The sequence below is a fragment of the Paenibacillus sp. OV219 genome (assembly GCF_900110075.1).
Taxonomy (GTDB): domain Bacteria; phylum Bacillota; class Bacilli; order Paenibacillales; family Paenibacillaceae; genus Paenibacillus_Z.
The window spans coordinates 153021-173382 of the sequence record NZ_FOCJ01000002.1 but is presented as its reverse complement, the minus strand read 5'-3'; the positions used below and the strand labels follow the sequence as shown (position 1 = coordinate 173382).

At 50.5% G+C, this 20362-nt stretch carries 20 protein-coding genes and 1 other RNA gene; 1 reads left to right on the top strand and 20 read right to left on the bottom strand.

Annotated features, from left to right (window positions below; genetic code table 11):
- Nucleotides 1-48: 48 nt before the first annotated feature.
- The 20 genes from rnpB to yqfC all read right to left on the bottom strand — a co-directional run bounded on the left by rnpB (nucleotide 49) and on the right by yqfC (nucleotide 19751).
- Nucleotides 49-444, bottom strand: an RNA gene (gene rnpB / locus BMY11_RS06550) — RNase P RNA component class A.
- 58 nt (nucleotides 445-502) lie between these two features.
- Nucleotides 503-1624 carry a Nif3-like dinuclear metal center hexameric protein gene (locus tag BMY11_RS06545; RefSeq protein ID WP_090573696.1) on the bottom strand — a complete coding sequence of 374 codons (1122 nt, stop codon included), beginning with the start codon at nucleotides 1622-1624 and terminating at the stop codon, nucleotides 503-505.
- Nucleotides 1588-2379: a tRNA (adenine(22)-N(1))-methyltransferase gene (locus BMY11_RS06540; RefSeq protein WP_090573695.1), complete on the bottom strand. Its 792-nt coding sequence runs from the start codon at nucleotides 2377-2379 to the stop codon at nucleotides 1588-1590. The genes BMY11_RS06545 and BMY11_RS06540 overlap by 37 nt, the downstream gene beginning before the upstream one ends.
- Before the next feature lies 1 nt (nucleotide 2380).
- The gene (locus BMY11_RS06535; protein ID WP_090573694.1) at nucleotides 2381-3208 is read right to left on the bottom strand and encodes a hypothetical protein; all 828 of its coding nucleotides are present in this window, start codon (nucleotides 3206-3208) and stop codon (nucleotides 2381-2383) included.
- A 116-nt stretch (nucleotides 3209-3324) separates the two neighbouring features.
- Entirely contained in the window at nucleotides 3325-4452 is a 1128-nt protein-coding gene (gene rpoD, locus BMY11_RS06530; protein WP_090573693.1) for an RNA polymerase sigma factor RpoD, read from the bottom strand.
- Between the two features lie 18 nt (nucleotides 4453-4470).
- Complete coding sequence (gene dnaG / locus BMY11_RS06525; protein ID WP_090573692.1) at nucleotides 4471-6339, bottom strand: DNA primase; 1869 nt, start codon at nucleotides 6337-6339, stop codon at nucleotides 4471-4473.
- A 41-nt stretch (nucleotides 6340-6380) separates the two neighbouring features.
- A complete protein-coding gene (locus BMY11_RS06520; protein ID WP_090573691.1) occupies nucleotides 6381-6848 on the bottom strand; it encodes a YaiI/YqxD family protein in 468 nt (155 codons plus the stop codon).
- Between the two features lie 84 nt (nucleotides 6849-6932).
- Nucleotides 6933-7751 (bottom strand): pyruvate, water dikinase regulatory protein, encoded by an 819-nt coding sequence (locus tag BMY11_RS06515; RefSeq protein ID WP_090573690.1) that lies wholly within the window; start codon nucleotides 7749-7751, stop codon nucleotides 6933-6935.
- 165 nt (nucleotides 7752-7916) lie between these two features.
- The gene (gene glyS / locus BMY11_RS06510; RefSeq protein ID WP_090573689.1) at nucleotides 7917-10001 is read right to left on the bottom strand and encodes a glycine--tRNA ligase subunit beta; all 2085 of its coding nucleotides are present in this window, start codon (nucleotides 9999-10001) and stop codon (nucleotides 7917-7919) included.
- Nucleotides 9994-10881, bottom strand: coding sequence for a glycine--tRNA ligase subunit alpha (gene glyQ, locus BMY11_RS06505; RefSeq protein WP_090573688.1), 888 nt, complete (start codon nucleotides 10879-10881; stop codon nucleotides 9994-9996). Before glyQ ends, glyS begins: the two co-directional genes overlap by 8 nt.
- A 324-nt stretch (nucleotides 10882-11205) precedes the next feature.
- Nucleotides 11206-12063 carry a DNA repair protein RecO gene (gene recO / locus BMY11_RS06500; RefSeq protein WP_090573687.1) on the bottom strand — a complete coding sequence of 286 codons (858 nt, stop codon included), beginning with the start codon at nucleotides 12061-12063 and terminating at the stop codon, nucleotides 11206-11208.
- 36 nt (nucleotides 12064-12099) lie between these two features.
- Nucleotides 12100-12252, bottom strand: a complete 153-nt coding sequence (locus BMY11_RS06495) for a YqzL family protein (protein ID WP_090573686.1) — start codon at nucleotides 12250-12252, stop codon at nucleotides 12100-12102.
- 80 nt (nucleotides 12253-12332) lie between these two features.
- The gene (gene era, locus BMY11_RS06490; RefSeq protein ID WP_090573685.1) at nucleotides 12333-13268 is read right to left on the bottom strand and encodes a GTPase Era; all 936 of its coding nucleotides are present in this window, start codon (nucleotides 13266-13268) and stop codon (nucleotides 12333-12335) included.
- A 34-nt stretch (nucleotides 13269-13302) separates the two neighbouring features.
- Nucleotides 13303-13740: a cytidine deaminase gene (locus BMY11_RS06485; protein ID WP_090573684.1), complete on the bottom strand. Its 438-nt coding sequence runs from the start codon at nucleotides 13738-13740 to the stop codon at nucleotides 13303-13305.
- 27 nt (nucleotides 13741-13767) lie between these two features.
- Complete coding sequence (locus BMY11_RS06480; protein ID WP_090573683.1) at nucleotides 13768-14118, bottom strand: diacylglycerol kinase family protein; 351 nt, start codon at nucleotides 14116-14118, stop codon at nucleotides 13768-13770.
- Complete coding sequence (ybeY, locus tag BMY11_RS06475) at nucleotides 14118-14615, bottom strand: rRNA maturation RNase YbeY (protein ID WP_090573682.1); 498 nt, start codon at nucleotides 14613-14615, stop codon at nucleotides 14118-14120. The genes BMY11_RS06480 and ybeY overlap by 1 nt, the downstream gene beginning before the upstream one ends.
- Entirely contained in the window at nucleotides 14612-16858 is a 2247-nt protein-coding gene (locus tag BMY11_RS06470; protein ID WP_090573681.1) for an HD family phosphohydrolase, read from the bottom strand. The genes ybeY and BMY11_RS06470 overlap by 4 nt, the downstream gene beginning before the upstream one ends.
- Before the next feature lie 336 nt (nucleotides 16859-17194).
- Nucleotides 17195-18166: a PhoH family protein gene (locus tag BMY11_RS06465; protein ID WP_090573680.1), complete on the bottom strand. Its 972-nt coding sequence runs from the start codon at nucleotides 18164-18166 to the stop codon at nucleotides 17195-17197.
- Between the two features lie 6 nt (nucleotides 18167-18172).
- Nucleotides 18173-19375, bottom strand: a complete 1203-nt coding sequence (gene yqfD, locus BMY11_RS06460; protein ID WP_090573679.1) for a sporulation protein YqfD — start codon at nucleotides 19373-19375, stop codon at nucleotides 18173-18175.
- A 97-nt stretch (nucleotides 19376-19472) separates the two neighbouring features.
- Nucleotides 19473-19751 (bottom strand): sporulation protein YqfC, encoded by a 279-nt coding sequence (gene yqfC, locus BMY11_RS06455; RefSeq protein ID WP_090573678.1) that lies wholly within the window; start codon nucleotides 19749-19751, stop codon nucleotides 19473-19475.
- Between the two features lie 158 nt (nucleotides 19752-19909).
- On the opposite strand from yqfC, the gene BMY11_RS29675 reads away from it, so the two are divergent.
- Nucleotides 19910-20209, top strand: coding sequence for a DUF5658 family protein (locus BMY11_RS29675; protein WP_090573677.1), 300 nt, complete (start codon nucleotides 19910-19912; stop codon nucleotides 20207-20209).
- Nucleotides 20210-20362: the final 153 nt, after the last annotated feature.

Genomic DNA, 20362 nt, shown 5'->3' with positions numbered 1-20362 from the left:
CAACGAAATAACCCGCAAGGCATAATGCCTTGCGGGTTATTTGAGCTTGTGGAAAGCTTGCCGTAAGCCGGGTTCTGTACTTCGCGTGGTCAAACGGGGGCTACCCTCCCACTTATGAAGCGACAATCATCTATCTAGGCCAATCATTGCTAATCGGCTCAAGCGACACACCCGAACGCGCCCCGGGCAAGGGCATATACGTTCTCTCGGTCTTGCTCCAGATGGGGTTTACCAGCACCATTGTCACCAATGGTCCTCGTGGTCTCTTACACCACGGTTCCACCCTTGCCTGTGCTAGCTAAAGCAGCTAGCCATCGGCGGTCCATTTCTGTGGCACTATCCTTCGGCTCGCGCCGACTGGACGTTATCCAGCATCTTCGCCCTACGGAGCCCGGACTTTCCTCTCGCAGCAACAAGGCCGCCAGCGATTGTCTGTCAAACTTTCCGCGTACAACACAGTATACTAAGATCTGAGCAAAAGCTCAAGCAAGAAACTTTTCCTCTACAGGAATTGGAATGGTTCTGTATTCAGCGTTGACGCAATTGCTTCGGTTGCATACTTGCGCTGCTGCAATTCCCGCTGCAGAAATGTTGCCAAGCGCGGCTTCATCAGCTTCTCGATATTATGGCCCGGATCAATGATCGCAAGGCCAGCTTGGGACGCATCATGTGCTGTGTGATAGTCGATATCGCCAGTCACGAGCACATCTGCGCCTGCAAATAAAGCATGACGCACATATCTGCTGCCTGCCCCGCCAAGCACCGCAATTTTGCGCACATCCCGGTTCAAGTCGCCAACGACACGTAACGCAGGCACGTCGAACGCTTCCTTTGCCTTCTCTGCGAGTTCCCTCAGCTTCACGGATGCCGCGAGCTTGCCGACACGGCCAAGACCAAATACACGGCCTTTCATTTCAACCGGATAGAGGTCAAAAGCAACCTCCTCGTACGGATGAGCCTTCAACAGCGCCTGAACGACTTTCCGGTGTACGCTATGCGGCACAACCGTTTCTATTCTCACTTCCTCGACCCGCTCTTGCTTGCCTTGCTCGCCGATGAAAGGTTGCGCGCTGTCGCCAGGCTTAAAGGTGCCGATGCCATCGATATTGAAGCTGCACTGGCTGTAGCTGCCGATCTGACCGGCACCGGCATTCCAGATCGCTTGCAGAACTTGTTCGTGATGGCTCTTCGGGACGAAGACGACGAGCTTATACAGCTTGTCGGTATGCACGTCTTCAAGCGATGAACGGCCTTCTGCTGGAATGCCCAGCATATCCGCCATCCAATCGTTAATACCACCATCAGCGACATCGAGATTTGTATGTGCGATGTACACGGCAATATCGTTCTTGATCAGCTTCTCATAGAGCTTACCGGCAGGAGTCGACGTGTCGAGCTTCGCCAGCGGACGATAGATGATCGCATGATGCGCGATAATAAGCTGAGCGCCAATTGCCATCGCCTCATCGACTACCTCATCCGTTACGTCGAGCGCAACGAGCACTTTGCTGACTTCCTTCTGCAAGGTTCCAAGCTGCAAGCCGATCTTGTCATTCTCCATCGCGATATGCTTCGGCGCAAGCTGTTCTAGGAGCTGGACAATGGTTTGGCCGTTCGCAAACATGACAGCACCTCCTGGATCGTATCCATCTCTTGCTTCAGCTGTGCCTGCTTGTCACGGGATTCTGCGAGCTCCGATTGTTCCATTTGTTTGGATATCCGTTCAAGCTTGCCATACTCATGCTGCCACTTATTATGTAGCAGCTCTTCGTTACTGCGAAGCAAGTACGGCCCCATCCGGTACAGCCACTCCCGCTTCGTCGCTTCGGACAGATTAGCCGCTAAGAACTCAGCGTCATAAACACTCTCGACAGACTTACCGGTTAAGCTATGTGCACCATGCAGCGCATGAAGTACTTCGTAGATGCGTCCGTCTTCTTCCAAAATCGTCTCGTTCTGCAGCACGTAACCATGCGCTGTAAGCCATTTGCGCACAATTTCTTCGCCGACATTCGGCTGCAGCACAAGCTCTTTAACTCCTTCGAGCTTGCCTGCCTTCCGGCCATTCTCAAGTATGTCAGCCATAAGCGCGCCCCCCATACCAGCGATCGTCACCGTATCGGCTTCACCTGGATTCAATACGGCAAGCCCGTCACCTTGACGGACATGTATCACTTTCGACAGGCCAGCTTCGGCCGTTTGACGTTTAGCCGCTTGAAACGGGCCCGTATTCAGCTCGCCTGCGATGGCAGACGGACATGTGCCGCTCTGCAGCAAATAGACGGGAAGGAGCGCATGGTCAGAGCCAATGTCTGCGACACGCGAACCAGTAGAAACATAATCAGCAATTTGCTGCAATCGTTTTGACAATTTAATCATATTACGCAACCCACGCAATCCATTGTTTTCGCAGCGAGAATAATGTAGCGCCTCCCGCTATAATTTTGATCATTAGTTGTAGCTGTAACCCGATTTGCTCCTTCATGAAAACAGCGCAATAGAGCTCTGGCATGAACCAAGCAAGCGCAGCAGCGACGAACAGAATCGACGCGACAGACCTTGACCATCTGTGGAAAAACCAGCTGCACCATCCGAAGACGAAGGAAGCCGGCAGCCAATAAAGCTGAATCTCGAACCAGCGCGGCGATTCCGTATTGTTCGAAAGCAACCACGCATAGACAAGGAATGACGCCATCCAGCCGCATAAGTGAAGCAGCGGGATCCGCGCGCCGATACCGAAAGCAATCCAGCAGATCGAGCATAGTCCGAGCAGCCCTGCTTGCCATCCCCAAGCAAGAAGCTCATGCAGCTGGAGTATATACAAGCCCGCCCCCAGCATGAGCAGCATCCCCGTGCCAATCAATCCGAGCCCGACGGACTCGTTGCGTTCACGATATTTCTGCCCGATGGAGAGCAGAACGAGAACGCCAGTAATCGACAGTGCAATTTGCAATAGCGGATGAAATTCGTTAAAATAAAGAACAACAAAACATATTAAGGAAAATAATCCAAATGTAAGTAACCATTGCTTCACCGATGCCGCTTTCACGACAACTGCCGCTCTTCCAGCGAAAGTAACCGGAGTTCGGGCCTGTCCTTCATCCAAATACAAGTTGAGCAGAAAGTCACAATATTGATCCGGAAGCAGTTTGCTGCGCTGCCAATGCTCAATCTCTTTTACGATTGTTTTGCGGCGTTCTTGATCCATATCGTCCGGAAATCCTCTCTCATGATGGTGTGTGAAACAGGTGTGAAAGCGACCAAGCCATTCATTCTGATTGAAGGAAAAAAGACCTTGCTGCTTTAGCAGAAAGGTCCCTTCATTTATTCAAGAAAATCTTTCAAACGTTTGCTTCTAGAAGGATGGCGAAGCTTACGAAGCGCCTTTGCTTCGATTTGACGAATCCGCTCACGGGTTACGCCAAACACTTTACCGACTTCCTCAAGCGTGCGAGTACGGCCGTCATCAAGACCGAAGCGGAGTCGCAGCACGTTCTCTTCACGCTCCGTAAGCGTATCAAGCACGTCCTCCAGCTGTTCCTTCAAGAGCTCATACGCAGCAGCATCTGCTGGTGCAAGCGCCTCTTGATCTTCGATAAAATCACCCAAATGCGAATCGTCTTCTTCCCCAATTGGAGTTTCCAGCGATACCGGCTCTTGTGCGATCTTCATAATCTCGCGCACTTTCTCTGTGCTCAAATCCATCTCAGCCGCAATTTCTTCCGGGCTCGGCTCGCGGCCTAGCTCTTGCAGCAATTGACGGGATACACGAACGAGCTTATTAATCGTCTCCACCATATGAACAGGGATCCGAATCGTACGGGCTTGGTCAGCAATTGCGCGTGTAATCGCTTGTCTGATCCACCATGTTGCATACGTACTGAACTTGTAGCCCTTGGTGTGATCGAACTTCTCAACCGCTTTAATAAGACCCATATTGCCTTCTTGGATTAGATCGAGAAACAGCATTCCTCGTCCAACATAACGTTTCGCGATACTAACGACGAGCCTTAGGTTCGCTTCAGCGAGTCTGCGCTTCGCTTCTTCATCCCCGTTCTCGATCCGTTTGGCAAGCTCCACCTCATCATCAGCCGACAACAGCGGCACACGTCCGATTTCTTTCAAGTACATGCGAACCGGATCGTTTATCTTGATACCAGGCGGTAATGCCAAATCATCATCGAAGTTGAAGTCGTCATGCTCGCGCTCCTGATCGTCCCGATTGCCTATAGGTTGATCCTCGTCGTTCTCATTTACCACTTCAATGCCGATATCATCGAGTTGCTCGAAGAACTCATCGATTTGCTCCGGATCCTGCTCAAACGGGGACAGTTTCTCCATGATCTCTTTGTACGTTAAGGAGGATCTTTTCTTCCCATGTTCAATCAGCTGTTCCTTGACGAGTTCCAGCTTTTGTTCAGTATCCAGTTCAGTATGTTGATCATTCGCCATATTCCGACTCCCTCCTCCCTAGAAACGATCATCCTGCCGACCTTTTAGCTGTCTCTCTAGGGCGATAATCTCACTTGCAATTTGTGCCGCTTTCAACATGTCCCCGGAACGTTCCGCTCGTACCATCGTTTCCTTCAACTGCTCAATTTCACGAAACTTTGGCACTTTCCTAATTTCATTCACATAATCGGCGAGCAGATGCTCATCGAATGGAATGTCGTCATCCATCATCAAAATGGAAGCGGCTGTCCGTTCAAGGCGGTCATCCTGGAGCGATGCGATAAACCGGCTTACATCCGGATCATGTCCTTGCGCGTAATAAGCATATAAGTAAGCAGCAAGCGCTGCGTGATCCTCTACATTAAAAGCTTCTCCAAGCTTCTGATGTACCGTATTTGCGATGTCCGAGTCCTGCAGCATCTGGGCAAGGAGCTTACGCTCAGCGACTTGATACGCAGGCAAAACGGGTGGCGCAGAGGACGTACGACGGTTCTCACGGTTCTCACGGTTTTCATTTCTACCATTATTCCACGAATTATCGTTATTATCCCTTGGCGGTTTCATTTTTTGCAGCTGCTGCCGCCTCTCGAAGGCATCCTGCTTCAATGAATCCAAAGACATATCGAACTCTCGGGACAGCTCCTTTAAATAAAACTCCCGCTCGGTAGGAGAATCGAGAGCAGCAATAATGCCAACAGCCTCGAGCAAGTAGTCTTTCTGTCCTTCTTCTTCTAGGAGTATATGGTTTTTCTTCGCATATAGTAGTCTAAATTTTGTAGCAGAGACGGGATGTTCAATCGTTTCACGCATGAATGCCTGCGCACCATGCTTCTCGATAAATTCATCCGGGTCCAAGCCTTTAGGCAGCATCGCCACCTGAACACGCATTCCGGCTCGCTCCAAGATCGGAATGCTCTTCAGCGCTGCTGCTTGTCCAGCGTTGTCACCGTCATAACAAAGCACGGCTTCATCCACATTACGCCCCAGTAGTGAAGCATGCTCATCCGTCAGCGCCGTACCCATGGAAGCAACGCCGTTCTCGACCCCGGCGCTCCATGCTTTAATGACATCCATATAGCCTTCGAACAGTACGACGCGTCGATTCTTGCGCATCGACACTCTGGCATAATGGAAGTTGTACAAATTACGGCTCTTGTTGAATAGCATGGTCTCCGGAGAGTTCAAATATTTGGGTTGACCCTCACCGAGCATTCTTCCGGCCATCGCAATTACTTTGCCGTCACGGCTCCAGATCGGGAACATGATCCGGTCGCGGAAACGGTCAATGTAGCCGCTTCTGTCCTGCTTGGCAATGAGCAGCCCGCCCTTCTCCATGAGGGCGAGATTGTATTCCCGCTTCTCTAGAAATCGGGCCAATGTGTCCCATTCAGGCGGAGCATAACCGATCATATAATGATCAATCTGCTTGTCCGTCACACCGCGTGAGCGTAAATACTGCAGCGCAGGCTGTCCGTGCGTCGTGTTCATGAGCAAATAATGATATAACTTCACTGCTAGCTCATGCGCTCCAATAAGTGTGTCGCGGTCACCGCCGCCTTCCGTATTCGAACGTTCCGCAGCGCCTGACCACGTGATCGGAATTCCCGCTTCTTCCGCCATCATGCGAATAGCTTCAGGAAACGAATATTCTTCGATTTCCTCGATAAACTTGATCGCATTGCCACCCTTACCGCACCCATAGCAATAGAAGATACCTTTCTCCGGAGTTACGGTAAATGACGGGGATTTCTCTGAATGAAACGGGCATAACCCCTTCATGTATTTCCCGTGCTTCGAGAGGTGAACGTACTTTCCGACCGTTTCTACAATATCGTGGTGCTTAAGCACCGCTTCAATGACAGAATCCGGTATTTTTCCGTAAGCCATACACCTTCACCTTCATCCTAATTGACAAGTAATACTATTCGCTACAGCTTGTCATTTTCCTTCCGGGTCTGCAAAACTTTTGTCAGCTTTTGCTGAAACCTTGTACGATCCTCGCTGCTCATCGCCTTCGGGCCTTTTGTTCGCATTCCGCCCCGGCGAGCTTTGGCTAATTCATGCCTGCGTTCCATCAAATAATCAATGTTGCTATCATCGTACTCCTGGCCGCGTGGTGAAAGCGCTATTGCACCTTTAGCTAGTACAATCGTCGCAAGTCCGAAGTCCTGTGTGACCACAATGTCGCCTCGCGCGATATGATTCGCTATATACAGATCAACGGACTGATCGCTTCGATCAACCTGCATAATCGCAACGCCTGCTTCCTGCTGAAGCCGATGATCATGTGAAGCAACCATCAATACAGGAATGGCGAAACTTCGAGCTGTTTCGACAATTTCACGCTTAACTGGGCATGCATCCGCATCGACCACAATTGTAGGTAAAGCTTTCATTTTCGCTGCATCACCGCATCTTATTGGAACTACCGTACTATTATATACGGCAAATAAACAAAAAATCCTGCACCAAATCACACATCAGTTCGATTCAATATACTCCAAGATAAGGCTTGCCGTTTCTTCAACTGCCCGGTGTGAAACGTCAATCACCAAACAGCCGATACGATCCGTAATCTTAGCGGCATATTCGATCTCCCGCTCGATCCGCGCCGTCGTTGCATAGGCTGCGCTATCGGGCAGACCGAGCGCCTTCAAACGTTCCTTGCGAATGCCGTTTAGATAACTCACATCGATCGTCAGGCCGACGACTTTTTCTTTCGGAATTTGGAACAGCTCATCAGGCGGCTGAAGCTCTGGCATAAGCGGTACGTTCGCGACTTTGAACTGTTTGTGCGCGAGGTACATCGACAAAGGTGTCTTGGACGTTCGAGACACGCCAACAAGCACAATGTCTGCTTTAAGAATGCCCGTTGTATCCCGCATATCATCATATTTGACGGCGAACTCAACCGCTTCGACCTTGCGGAAGTAATTCTCGTCAAGCACGTGATTGAGCCCTGGCTCCTGCCTTGATTTACGATTCGTTTTCTCTTCGAGACTCGTGATAAGCGAGCCGAGCAGATCAATCGCAGTTACTTGATGCTGCAGGGCCAGCTCCACCATCCGATCCCGCAAAGCAGGAAGCACAAGCGTATAGAGGATGATTGCACTGTGCTCCTTGGCGAGCAGGACAAACCGCTCGAGCGACGCCTCATCATGGACGAACGGCGCTCTGCGGATATCTGCATTAAGGGGATGAAACTGAGCAACCGCCGCCCTGACGACAAGCTCACCCGTATCACCGGCAGAGTCGGAAACGACGTAAATAATGACATCAGGCTGCGTTTCAGCTGCCATTTCGATTCACCCTCCTTGAGATAAATGAGGTTACTAACGAAAAACTAATGGAAACATCTTTTCCCGCGAAGAACTGATGGTAGCCTCTTTTCCTGACGGAAAAAGGCTTGTGCATCTTTTCCCGCGAAGAACTGATGGTAGCCTCTTTTCCTGACAGAAAAAGGCTTACCAAACCAATTTAGTCAAATCCGCCACTTTCAACACACTGCCTGCAATTGCCGACAATGTTGCAAGACGGTTCGCACGTATTGCTTCGTCTTCAGCCATAACCATTACTTTGTCAAAATACGCGTTGATCGGCGTCTTCAGACTAGCCAGCTTCGCAATCGCTTCCGCTGTACGGCCTTGCTCCACAAATGCGGTAATGTCGGCTTGTACCGCTTCCCAAGCACTGTATAGAGCGGCTTCTACATCTTCGGCGAAGAGCTTCGCGTTTACTTCCGTCGATGTCGCTTTGGACGCCAGATTGCATGCGCGGTTCAGCGCGTCAACGACGCCTTTGAACTCATCGCGGCGATCACCAGCTGCACATGCCGTAACCGCTGCTGCACGGTCAACGGTTTGGCTCAGATCATTAAAGCCAACTGCCATAACCGCATCAACGACATCGTAACGAACATTCTGCTCAGTGAGTACATTCTTTACGCGAAGCGAGAAGAACTCGTACAAGTCTTTACGCACTTCAGCGCGGTCGCGTTTCAACGAGCCAGCTGTGACATGGATATCCAGCGCAAGATCGAACAACGTTTCAAGCGGCAGCTTAAGGCCGTGCGCCAACACGATTTGTACGATACCTGCTGCTTGACGACGCAGCGCATAAGGGTCCTGCGAGCCTGTTGGAATAATGCCAATTGAGAAACAACCAACGATTGTATCGATCTTGTCTGCGAGGCTGACAACTGCGCCAACTACGGATGCCGGAGCGCGATCGCCTGCAAAGCGCGGCTGGTAGTGCTCGTTGATTGCACGAGCAACCGATTCTCTCTCGCCTGCTTTACGCGCATAATCTTCACCCATGATGCCTTGCAGCTCAGGGAACTCGTAGACCATCTGCGTAACAAGGTCGAATTTGCAAATTGCCGCTGTACGAGCTGCATCATCAGATGTTTGAGCATCCAATTGCAGTGCATTTGCGATCTTGCCTGCTGTATTCACGATACGGCGCACTTTATCTGCAACCGTACCAAGTTCTTCATGGTAAACAATCGCCTCAAGCTTCTTAAGCGCATCGTTAATTGCCAGCTTCTGATCTTCCCCATAGAAGAATTTCGCATCGGACAGACGTGCGCGCAGCACTTTCTCGTTACCTTTGGCAACAGACTCAATGGAGGTGCGGTCGCCGTTACGAACAGTAACGAAGTAAGGCAGTAGCTTGCCTTCATTATCCAGAACCGGGAAGTAGCGCTGATGCTCGCGCATCGAAGTAATCAGCACTTCCTGCGGAATGTTCAAGAACGCCGGATCGAACGAACCGAACAGGACATTCGGATATTCAACGAGGAATACAACTTCCTCGAGCAGATCTTCTTTAATGTCGATGTGCCAGCCCTTCTCGGCTGCGAGCGACTTGATTTGCTCTACGATCAACGCCTCACGCTCTGCTACATCCGCAATGACTTGCTGCTCTCTCAGGCGTTCCACATACGCAGAAGGCTCAGATACAATTGTCTCGCTGCCAAGGAAACGATGGCCGCGTGTTGTCTTGCCGCTTTGCACCGCTGTAATTTCGAGTGGAACAATTTCATCGCCGAACAAAGCAACGAGCCAGCGGATTGGACGTACGAAACGAAGATCATAAGCGCCCCAACGCATATTTTTCGGGAAAGACATGGCCGTAGTAAGTGCCGTTAGCCCTTCCGGGAGGACATCGCTCGTTACCGTACCAATGCTGCTCTTGTTCGCATACACATATTCGACTCCGGCGAGCTCCTTGAAGAAGAAGTCTTCCGGAGAGACACCTTGACTGCGGGCAAAGCCGAGCGCAGCCTTGCTCCACTCGCCTTGCTCATCAAGCGCGATTTTGCGGGAAGGGCCTTTCACTTCCTCGTTCACATCGGCTTGCTTCTCCTCCACATCGCGCACCAGAACTGCGATACGGCGAGGCGTTGCATAAGCTTCAACAGCACCGTGGCCGATTCGTGCGGAATCCAGCCATTTGACCGTCTTCTCTTTCAGTTGATTCATGGCACCGCGCACGAAACGCGCAGGCACCTCTTCAAGTCCGATCTCCAGCAGCAAATCTTTAGCCATTGACGTTCACTCCTTTCTTCAGCAGCGGGAAGCCCAGACGCTCACGCTCTTCCAAATACGTAGCCGCACAAGCACGAGCCAAGTTACGTACGCGCATAATGTAGCCAGTACGCTCCGTTACGCTGATCGCGCCGCGCGCGTCCAGCAAGTTAAACGTATGAGAGCATTTCAGAACGTAATCATACGCCGGGAAAACAAGCTTATGCTCAATCGTCTTCTTCGCTTCTTCTTCATACATGTTAAACAGCGAGAACAGCATCGCTGGATCAGATGTTTCAAACGTATACTTCGAATGCTCAAACTCAGGCTGAAGAAACACGTCGCCATAAGTCACGCCGTCTACCCACTCCAGATCGAACACATTCTCTTTCTCTTGGATGTACGAAGCTAGGCGCTCCATACCGTACGTAATTTCAACAGCGACTGGATTCGCATCAATACCGCCGACTTGTTGGAAGTACGTAAATTGCGTAATCTCCATGCCATTCAGCCAAACTTCCCAGCCGAGGCCCCAAGCGCCGAGTGTCGGTGATTCCCAATTATCTTCAACGAAACGAATGTCGTGGTGAAGTGGATCAACGCCAAGACGCTTCAAGCTCTCCAGGTACAATTCTTGAATGTTGTCCGGTGACGGCTTCAGAATAACCTGGAATTGGTGATGCTGGTACAATCGGTTCGGGTTCTCACCGTAACGACCGTCAGCAGGACGTCTGGACGGCTCTACATAAGCAACATTCCACGGCTCAGGACCGATAGAGCGCAGGAAGGTCATCGGGTTCATTGTGCCCGCACCTTTCTCCGTGTCGTACGGCTGAACGAGAATGCAATTTTGCTCTGCCCAGAACTGCTGCAGCGTTAAAATCATGTTTTGAAAATTCATTTCATTCATCTCCTTAAGTTTTATTACCGGCCATTCCACGTGCGTGGCATATAAAAAAGCCCTCGCCCACTATGTCCGGAAAATCAGACATAGGGACGAGAGCTATCATCTCCCGCGGTTCCACCCTACTTGGTCTTCAGCATGAAGCCTGAAAACCCGCTTTTCGAAAAGTTGCAAGAACTCCGGAGTGCCTTTCACCGAATACGTCCGTCCAGGCTCTCACTATCCCCGGCTCGCTTTACTGACAACTGTAACAGTTACTTTCTCCTTCAACGTTCTTATTTCATAATAATATATCATAACATTGCCAATATGGTGTGTCAATTATTCTGCGTCGCCATCTATGGGTTTACGTTCATGTGCATGTACATCAAGAGATTCATTCGCTTCGCTAACTTCGCCCGTTTCACGTTTAGGCCGCCGGAGCACGGGCACATTCAATTCGAATCGTTCCATCTGATCCAGGAACGAACGCGATTTCAATTGCAGCGCCAGATGCGTGTCCATGAGCGCGCGCATAACGAGTTTAAGCTGCTTCTTCGTTTCATCTCGCACCGTTATGTTTCCTAACCTACGCAGATCGAGCTGGCGGAACATTCTAAGCAGTTTAAGTGCGCCTTCGTTGAGCTCCATTGCACTCGGATCCTTATAGCGGCATCTGCTGCACAGAACCCCTCCGGCTCTTGCGCTGAGCGCCATACGGCCTTCAGCATTGCCGCAAGACATGCAAGCGGTAAAGTCCGGCGCATAGCCAGCCGCTTCGAGTATCTTCATCTCGAAGAGCTGAATCGTAATGGTAACATCCTTGCCTGCGACAAATGCGGTCAGACAAGCTTTTAGCTGTTCGTAGATGTATGCACTCGCATCTTCTTCCTGCAGCGCCCTATCTACCAATTCGACCGCATAAGAAGAGTAGGCGGTTAGCTCCAATTGCTCACGCAAAACATGGTGAGATTCAATAATCTCACCATGCGTCAACGTGCCTAAGCCGCTATTTCGGAAAAATAAATATTCGCCGTACGTAAACAGCTGAGCAAGGGAGCCATGACGACTCTTTACTTTTTTGGCACCACGCACGACAATACCTATTTTGCCGTGCGTTCTCGTAAAGAGCGTAATGATCTTGTTGCCTTCACCGTAATCCGTACTGCGAATAACAATGCCTTCGACGCGGTATTGCATGAAACTCTCCCCCAACCTGCGCCTTGCAGCGATCGATTATAACGCGCTGTCAGTCTCGACTGCAGCCTCTCCATCTTCCTCGCTGCCGGCAGCGTCGGCACCCGCTGCCTGCTCCTCTATTTCCTTGTAAAGCATAAAAGCTTCCACATCCCCCGTCAGCGCAAAATACTTCCACGAAAAATTTCGCATTCGTATTCATCCTTTCCGCGTGAGAATGTTGCTCACGAATTAGGATGCGATAAAGGGAGCAAGGCTATGCCTTACAAATTTTAGTCATTGCGGTAGCCGAGGTCCTTCAGTAAGCGATCTTGATTGCGCCAGTCCTTCTTCACTTTCACCCACAGCTCAAGGAATACTCGTGAGCCAAGCAGCGTCTCGATGTCGCGGCGCGCTTCCTTGCCAACCTGCTTCAACAAGGCGCCTTGCTTGCCGATAACAATGCCTTTCTGGGAATCACGTTCAACGTAGATGACAGCGCCGATATAGACGACTCCGTTCTCCTGCACGCGCATATCCTCTATCGCAACAGCGATGGAATGCGGAATTTCTTCACGAGTGAGGTGAAGAATCTTCTCGCGAACAAGCTCTGCACAAACGAATTGCTCCGGATGGTCTGTCACTTGATCCGCAGGGTAATACTGCGGTCCTTCCGGCAAGTAGCTGCTCAGCACTTTCAGTAATGTGTCAATATTATTGCCTTGAAGCGCAGAGATCGGAATGATTTCTGCGAAGTCGTACAGATCTTTATATTGCACGATGAGCGGCAGCAGCGCTTCCGGCTCAATCTTGTCGATCTTGTTCATGATGAGGAACACTGGCGTCTTAATTTTCTTGAGCGCTTCGATTATGAAGCGGTCGCCGCCGCCGAGTCCTTCGGAAACGTCAATAAGAAACAGCGCCGCATCCACTTCACCAAGCGTGTTGACTGCCGACTTTACCATGAAGTCGCCGAGCTTTGACGTCGGTTTGTGAATACCAGGCGTATCTAGAAACACAATTTGCGAGTTGTCGGTCGTATAGACGCCGTGAATTTTGTTGCGCGTCGTTTGCGGCTTGTCCGACATAATCGCTATTTTCTGCCCGATGACCTCGTTAATAAGCGTCGATTTGCCGACGTTTGGCCTGCCTACAATAGCGACGAAGCCGGAGTGAAATTTCTGTTTGGATCCCTTAGATCCAGATCCTGATCCTGTTGTTGAACTCATAAGTTGTCCGTTTATCCCCTTCCAGATGCGGCGGTTATACTTCTTTCGTTAACGAAACTGACGAGAATGCGCCAGGCAGCAGCTCCGCAACGGTGGAGACACGCCAATCTCCATTTACATTCCCCATAATGACTGGCATGTCAGGAGGGCATAGCTCCACAAGCACCTGCCTGCATACGCCGCAAGGCGTAATCGGTGCTTCTGTGTCTCCGACAACCGCAATCGCTTCAAACGAGCGCGCTTGATGACCGTCCGCAATTGCGCGGAACAGCGCAGTACGCTCAGCACAGTTCGTGGGTCCGTATGCTGCATTCTCTACGTTGCAGCCCATATGGACGCCGCCCTCGGAATCAAGCAACGCTGCGCCGACTTGAAAGTTCGAATACGGCACGTAAGCGCGCAACCGCGCTTCAAGAGCTTGCTGAAGCAGCTGCTGCCACTCTGCAGATAGTTCATTTGATTTATTGTTCATCGTAACTAGGGTTGACACTCCTTCTCGTTAAGGCCATATGTGCGGAACAAATACGATTAGGCCTATGATAACGGCTGCAATCGCCAATATAAGCACAGCGCCGGCCGCTGTATCCTTCGCAGCTTTCGCTAGCGGTTGCTGCTCGGGACTAGCAAGATCAACGACATGCTCGATGGCAGTGTTCACAAGCTCGGCTGCCATAACGGCAGCTTGCATGAGGATGATCACCAGCCATTCAATTCGCTCTAAATGCGCAATTACTCCTGCGACATTGACGATGATGGCTGCTGCGACATGTATGCGCATATTCGCTTGCGTGCGAATGCCTGCTCCAATTCCTGCGAATGCAAAGGAAAAACTGCGGAGCAGCCTGCGCATTAGCGAGTTAGTCCGACTTGGCGCAATGCCGCTTCTTGCTTCTCAGTCATGACCGCTTCGCTCGCCTCATCCTGATGATCGTATCCGATCAAATGAAGGAAGCCGTGCACAAACAGGAAGCCCAGCTCACGCTCCAAGGAATGTCCGTATTCGTCACTTTGTAGTTTAGCCCGTTCAGCCGAAATAATAATGTCGCCAAGCATTCCTTCGAACGGAATTTGCTCGTTCTCATTTTCCACTTCATAAATAATTTCGAGCTCTTCATCCGTCTCTTCTTGCATCGAGAAAGACAATACATCTGTTGGCCGGTCGACGTTTCGGTACTCGCGGTTCAACTGGTGAATTTCGTCGTCGTCGACGAACGTGAGCGTCACTTCACCCTCAGTCAACCCTTCGGCCTCAGCCGCCAGCTGAAGCAGCTTATCCAGCACGCCGATAAAATCCTCGGAAATTTCGATTTTATCCTGATCGTTGATCCATCCTAATTGCAAACTCATGCTAGCCGCTCCTTTTGTTTAACGTCTTCCGGATATTCAATGCGCGAGTGGAAGATGCCGATAACGGTCTCTTTCAGTGTCTGCGCGATCTTCTCAAGTTCCTTCAGCGTAATATCGCATTCGTTAAATTGATCATCGTCCAGTCGACTCTTAATGATTTTGTTAATCATGGATTCAACTTGTTCCACCGTTGGACTGCGCAGGCTGCGAACCGCAGCTTCGACACAGTCTGCGATGCCGACGATTGCCGCTTCCTTCGACTGTGCCTTCGGACCTGGATACCGGAAGTCATCTTCGGTGAAATCCGGCTCTATGCCCGCTTCTTCCGCCAATTTATACGCTTTGTGATAAAAATACTTCAGGAATGTCGTACCGTGATGTTGCTCGGCTATGTCTCTTATCGGCTTCGGCAGCTTGTGAGCGCGAAGCATCTCGACTCCGTCTCTAGCATGCGCAATGATGATTGATTTGCTCAGTTTGGGCTCAATCGAATCATGTGGATTCTCAATATTCGTCTGATTCTCAATAAAGTAGCTCGGTCGTTTCGTCTTCCCAATATCGTGATAGAAAGAACCGACGCGGCATAACAAGCCGTTCGCGCCGATAGCCTCAGCTGCGGCTTCGGATAAGTTGCCGACCATAACGCTATGATGATAGGTCCCAGGCGTCTCTGTCAGCAGCTTGCGCAGCAGTGGGTGGTTCGGACTTGACAGCTCGACAAGCTTCAGCGCGGACAATATGCCGAAAGTCACTTCGAAGAACGGCATTAATCCGACAACAAGAATCGCCGTGAGCAGGCCGCTCGCGAATGCAAACGCCACCGTCATGATGATCTCATTCTTGTCTGGCAGCTCCCCTAGAAGCAGTATCGCCAATGCGGAGGCTGAGCCAAACAAGCTGACCATGATGCCTGCTTTCAGAATCGTTGAACGCTGGCTCGCTCGATGAATCGCGAAGATTGCCGCGAACGAGATGACCGCAGTCGTGAATCCATAATTGAAATCAAAGATACGACCAGAGTCCATGTTAAAAATAACGCTGCCCATAATAGCAAACAAGAAGGAGCTCACGACTGCAAGCTGAATATCGAGCAGCAGCACGATCAGCATCGCCCCCATTGCGGTAGGCGCTAGATAACCGACATAAGGCATCGACTGTGTCTGCGTTAAATCAATAATTTGCATCGCGACGATATTAAGCACATAGACCAGCAACAGCATAACGAGCTGCGTATTGCTGTACTTGGTCCGCGTGCCGCCGGATAAGCCAGCCGCCTTCTCCAAGTAGCTGTAAATAACAATCGTGAACAAAATTGACATCAGCAGCAAACCAAGCTGCGGCCAGTACGTCTTCTTCGTCTGAAGCAGCCCAATTGAAGATAGTCGATCATACATTTCTTTGGATACGATTTCGCCTTTATGAACAATAATATCGCCTTGTTTGATGACAACAGGCGGTGTATTCTCCTTGGCAGCAACTCTCGCATCGTTCGTCGCTTGTTTATCCAGAAACTTGTTTGGCATAATTGCGTACCGGGCAAGCTCCTGCACAATTTCTCTCGTTTTGCGCTCACTTAAGGAACTGGCATTGACAAGCTCTGCAACTTTCGTACGAGCTGTCTCCGCTTCGCGAAGTGAGTCACCCATTAGCTTATGTACGATGGATACCGCAACCTGCTGCATGTCACCTAGCTGAATCGGCGACAGCGACGGCAGCTTATAATACGTTTCCTCAGGAATCCGGTAAGCTTGCGCTTTGACGGCAGTGGCCATCTCTTCGAGCAGCGTATCGTTGTACGTGCCATTGCCTTTGTTATTACGAACGAATTGATCCACATAATCGGTGTACAGCTGCGGAATTTCGGTGCGATAAATCGACACCTTGTTCTCCAACGTCACTTGATCATCCTGGTTCAATTGCTCCATCCGGGCAAAAATTTGCTCCAGCAGTACCTCGCTCCGTAGCGCAACGATGGAATAGATCGGCTCCACCTGCTCGGCAGCTTGCTCCTGCGCTTGAAGGGTCGCCTTCTCATCCTTAATTTCCATCGGCGCTTCGATGTCGCGGTCGCTTGGCTTGCCGAGCTCAATGTTGTATGTCTCCGGGAGCACATGAGGTGCCAAAGAAAAATAAAACAACAAAACAAACAGAAGCAATAGCACCCATCTAATGGCGGCGCTGTGCTTCCATCCATTCCATCCTGATGATCTTAGTTCATCTAGGCTGGTTCCTTGATTCACCATTTTATTTATCCTCCCAAACCTAGAACAATCCCCCAAAAAGCTGCGCGGACATCCCCCTAAATCCCCCTTAAAAAGGGGGACCCCAGGGACTGCCGTCCCTGGACCCGGAAGTACCGTGCCTTCGCCTGGGCCGTCTTCGACCATCCTTCGACGAAGGCTCGTTTTCGTCCGCTGGCGCGGACACACTTACATGCGGCGTTCTTTCGCCACTGGATGCCGGCTTAAACAATTGGAAGAATGCCGCTTTTTGTCGATATTAGTAACATTCGCGGGAGGAGTCGCTTTTGTGACCTTCGGTCACAACGCTATTTTTGAGTGGGTAACAAATAATCCAATTTAAACCTGCTTCTCTGCGTCCACATTATATGCCGTTATGATCTTCTGGACAAGCGAGTGACGGACGACATCCTGCTCGTTAAAGAGGATGAAGCTAATCTCCGGAATATCGGCGAGGATGCGCTGTGCTTCAATAAGTCCCGAACGCTTGCCGCGGGGCAAGTCAATTTGGGTAACGTCGCCGGTGATGACCATCTTCGCGCCAAAACCGAGACGAGTCAGGAACATTTTCATCTGCTCCGGTGTCGTATTCTGTGCCTCGTCCAAAATAATAAATGAATCCTCGAGCGTCCGGCCACGCATATAAGCGAGCGGTGCTACTTCGATAAGTCCGCGTTCAAATGCTTTGGTCGTTTGATCCGGCCCGAGTACGTCATGCAGTGCATCGTACAGCGGTCTTAAGTACGGATCTACCTTCTCTTGCAGATCGCCTGGCAGGAAACCTAGGTTCTCGCCGGCCTCAACCGCAGGACGCGTCAGAACGATCCGTTTGACGGAGCCTTCCTTCAGGGCAGCTACCGCGAGAACAACCGCGAGATACGTCTTGCCCGTACCGGCTGGGCCGATCCCGAACACAATATCCATTCGCTTGATCGTCTTTACGTAGTGGCGCTGACCAATCGTTTTTACCCGAATCGGTTTGCCACGAAACGTTGTCGTAATTTCGGCCTTGAACAAATCTAGCAGCTGATCTGCCTGCAGCGTACGCGAAAGGTCAAGCGCATACATAATATCGCGTTCGGACGGTGTGTAGCCGCCTCGCACGAGCTGCTGAAGCACAGTATAAAGCTGTTCGATAGAATCAACCTCGGCGCTAGTACCCGAGATCGAAATTTCCGCTTCACGGGATGCAATGTCTGCTGACGTTTGCTTCTGAACTAACCGTAAATACTTATCCTGCGGGCCAAATAGTGCTAGCCCCTCCGCTGCGTTGGCAAGTGGAATTTTAGCTACTTTGAATTCATTTTGCAAAAATACTCAATCCCCTTGCATCTGAACTAGCGGTCTCTCTTTCACAATCGATTGATCCACCTCAAAAAGCACTTTCATATAAACTTTACCATTGTCCGTCTTTTCATGCAAAATGTTTTCGCCAAGTACCTGTGCATCCGGGCCGACTTTAGCCAGTACATCTGCCTTTGCCTGCTCGATTCCCTCAGCTTTGGCCTCCTCGACGCTGACCGTTTGGCTTTGCAGCTTCACTTCCAGAATCGTCTCTTTCATTCTTCCAAACGGCATCTTCATCGTTCGCCACGCGGCCTGCTCCTCCTGCTTCACACTTTCATACATCGCGAAGGGACTGCCGCCATATCCGCTTACCTTCATCGCCCGACCTGCGACAACCGCATACCACACCACTTTCTTCTCGCCCGTATAAACCTTCGTCTGACGGGTGAGCGGCGAAACAATGTCATATTCATGCCACACAATGCCCTTCACGACGCCCTTCGCAACGACCGCTTTGGCGTTATTCTCATCCCCAAGCATCCCTGAGATGAGCACATCGCCTTGCTTGACTCGCATATTGCGTTTAACGACGGGCCTGCCGGTCTCGGCTAGCACTTTCGTCACGACAGCATCGGTCGAAGCGACGAGATGGCGCGGGTTCATCGGCGTCTTCCTATCCGGCACTGAAGATTCTACGACTTGAATCGTAATTCGCGTACCCTGCTTCTGAACACCGACCCATGCCGCACCAGGAAGCTTCTGCGCCATTTTCTTCGACAATACGGTCACATCGTCAAGCCGAAACGACCATTGGAACGGGTATAGTCCCTCCTGCTTGGCGACTTGTAATATTTGCTCCTCCGAGAGCCGATTATTACCCTTCACGTCGATGGACCAGATGAGCGATGAGAGCAAATACATCCCGATAAAGAACAGGACGAGCCCCGCTGCAAAAAAAACACGTTTCTGCGCGCGGCGCACCCAGAACGGCAGTCCTTGACGCGACGTCACATGGATGCGGCAGCCTGTCTCTTTCAAGATCGGACGAAGCTCGAAGAAATCCGTCACAAGCAAGTAACAGTCAAGCTCACCCTTGCTTGTCCGCCTGATGGACCAAAGCGACAGCCCTTTCGAGAGCGCGGTGTTCACCAGCTTCTCTGCAGCTTCGCCGCGCACTCGAACTGTGATATATCCGCGGAGCCATTGCATCCACGTTGCATTCGTCGCACTCATTGTTCTTGCCCCCCTTTACTTTGTTCTAGCATTGCTACTTGTCCAGCACACGCTTAAGGAAGCGTTGCTTCCGCCATAAGCGCTGCTCCCTTTCGCATTACTCGCGTACTTCTATATTTTTAATAAAGCCTTCTATGACGACTTCTTCTGTCCATATCGTACGTATGACGAGATCGCTGCCCGTCACCTCTATTTCACCCTTGCTTAGCGCGAGACGCAGCTTATCGCTAGAAAAATGCAGCACTCCGCGATGGTTCTCGATGTAAAGTTGGCGGTCGCCGATCATGGTTAGCCGGGGCAAATCCATCACGACATCCTGCGGCAAATCGAGCAGATCGGCAGCCATTTTACGAAGTTTGCGATTTAAACGGCTCATGCCGGCAGAGGCCCCCTTCCCGTACTGTACCAAAATATGCGCGAGTTGCTGGAAATATGAGAGTTCAACTGCTCAGAAGGGTATACGTTTTTGTATTTATGATACATTTTGTATATAATGAAACGTAATGTATCATTACCATTTTGAGGTGACGCAGTGTGCGGATTATCTTAATCACTTTCATACTTATTACGAGCGCAAGCGACGCTATCTTAACGGACCTTGGGCTGCGAACTGGCATCATTCATGAAGCCAACCCGTTCATGGACTGGCTCTATCACCAGAGCCCCCTTGCATTCTTCCTCTTCAAAGTCATGCTTCCGCTTTTACTTCTGTTTCTTATTCCGCATAAGGTTTCAAAGCTTCTGAGAGGTTTAATGTTCATTACCTGTGCCCTTTACGTATTCGTGCTGGGCATGCATGGAGTGTGGATCGTGACATCGTACCATCAAATTTGAATAACGAAAAAAACGCCTCCTAGAATCTCATCCGAAAAGCCTTGGAATAACAATTCAGACTTAAGCAAACGTACTGCTCAAGTCTGAACAATCTGAACAATAAAAAATGTTTAAGAAAATAAAAAGTACAGATTCCTCTTATAAGAGGAATCT

What these genes read in the sequence shown, in the direction of transcription:
- BMY11_RS06545 (WP_090573696.1), bottom strand. Translation starts at nt 1,624, where the DNA reads ATGTTTGCGAACGGCCAAACCATTGTCCAGCTCCTAGAACAGCTTGCG.
- BMY11_RS06540 (WP_090573695.1), bottom strand. Translation starts at nt 2,379, where the DNA reads ATGATTAAATTGTCAAAACGATTGCAGCAAATTGCTGATTATGTTTCT.
- BMY11_RS06535 (WP_090573694.1), bottom strand. Translation starts at nt 3,208, where the DNA reads ATGGATCAAGAACGCCGCAAAACAATCGTAAAAGAGATTGAGCATTGG.
- rpoD (WP_090573693.1), bottom strand. Translation starts at nt 4,452, where the DNA reads ATGGCGAATGATCAACATACTGAACTGGATACTGAACAAAAGCTGGAA.
- dnaG (WP_090573692.1), bottom strand. Translation starts at nt 6,339, where the DNA reads ATGGCTTACGGAAAAATACCGGATTCTGTCATTGAAGCGGTGCTTAAG.
- BMY11_RS06520 (WP_090573691.1), bottom strand. Translation starts at nt 6,848, where the DNA reads ATGAAAGCTTTACCTACAATTGTGGTCGATGCGGATGCATGCCCAGTT.
- BMY11_RS06515 (WP_090573690.1), bottom strand. Translation starts at nt 7,751, where the DNA reads ATGGCAGCTGAAACGCAGCCTGATGTCATTATTTACGTCGTTTCCGAC.
- glyS (WP_090573689.1), bottom strand. Translation starts at nt 10,001, where the DNA reads ATGGCTAAAGATTTGCTGCTGGAGATCGGACTTGAAGAGGTGCCTGCG.
- glyQ (WP_090573688.1), bottom strand. Translation starts at nt 10,881, where the DNA reads ATGAATTTTCAAAACATGATTTTAACGCTGCAGCAGTTCTGGGCAGAG.
- recO (WP_090573687.1), bottom strand. Translation starts at nt 12,063, where the DNA reads ATGCAATACCGCGTCGAAGGCATTGTTATTCGCAGTACGGATTACGGT.
- BMY11_RS06495 (WP_090573686.1), bottom strand. Translation starts at nt 12,252, where the DNA reads ATGCGAAATTTTTCGTGGAAGTATTTTGCGCTGACGGGGGATGTGGAA.
- era (WP_090573685.1), bottom strand. Translation starts at nt 13,268, where the DNA reads ATGAGTTCAACAACAGGATCAGGATCTGGATCTAAGGGATCCAAACAG.
- BMY11_RS06485 (WP_090573684.1), bottom strand. Translation starts at nt 13,740, where the DNA reads ATGAACAATAAATCAAATGAACTATCTGCAGAGTGGCAGCAGCTGCTT.
- BMY11_RS06480 (WP_090573683.1), bottom strand. Translation starts at nt 14,118, where the DNA reads ATGCGCAGGCTGCTCCGCAGTTTTTCCTTTGCATTCGCAGGAATTGGA.
- ybeY (WP_090573682.1), bottom strand. Translation starts at nt 14,615, where the DNA reads ATGAGTTTGCAATTAGGATGGATCAACGATCAGGATAAAATCGAAATT.
- BMY11_RS06470 (WP_090573681.1), bottom strand. Translation starts at nt 16,858, where the DNA reads ATGGTGAATCAAGGAACCAGCCTAGATGAACTAAGATCATCAGGATGG.
- yqfD (WP_090573679.1), bottom strand. Translation starts at nt 19,375, where the DNA reads ATGAGTGCGACGAATGCAACGTGGATGCAATGGCTCCGCGGATATATC.
- yqfC (WP_090573678.1), bottom strand. Translation starts at nt 19,751, where the DNA reads ATGAGCCGTTTAAATCGCAAACTTCGTAAAATGGCTGCCGATCTGCTC.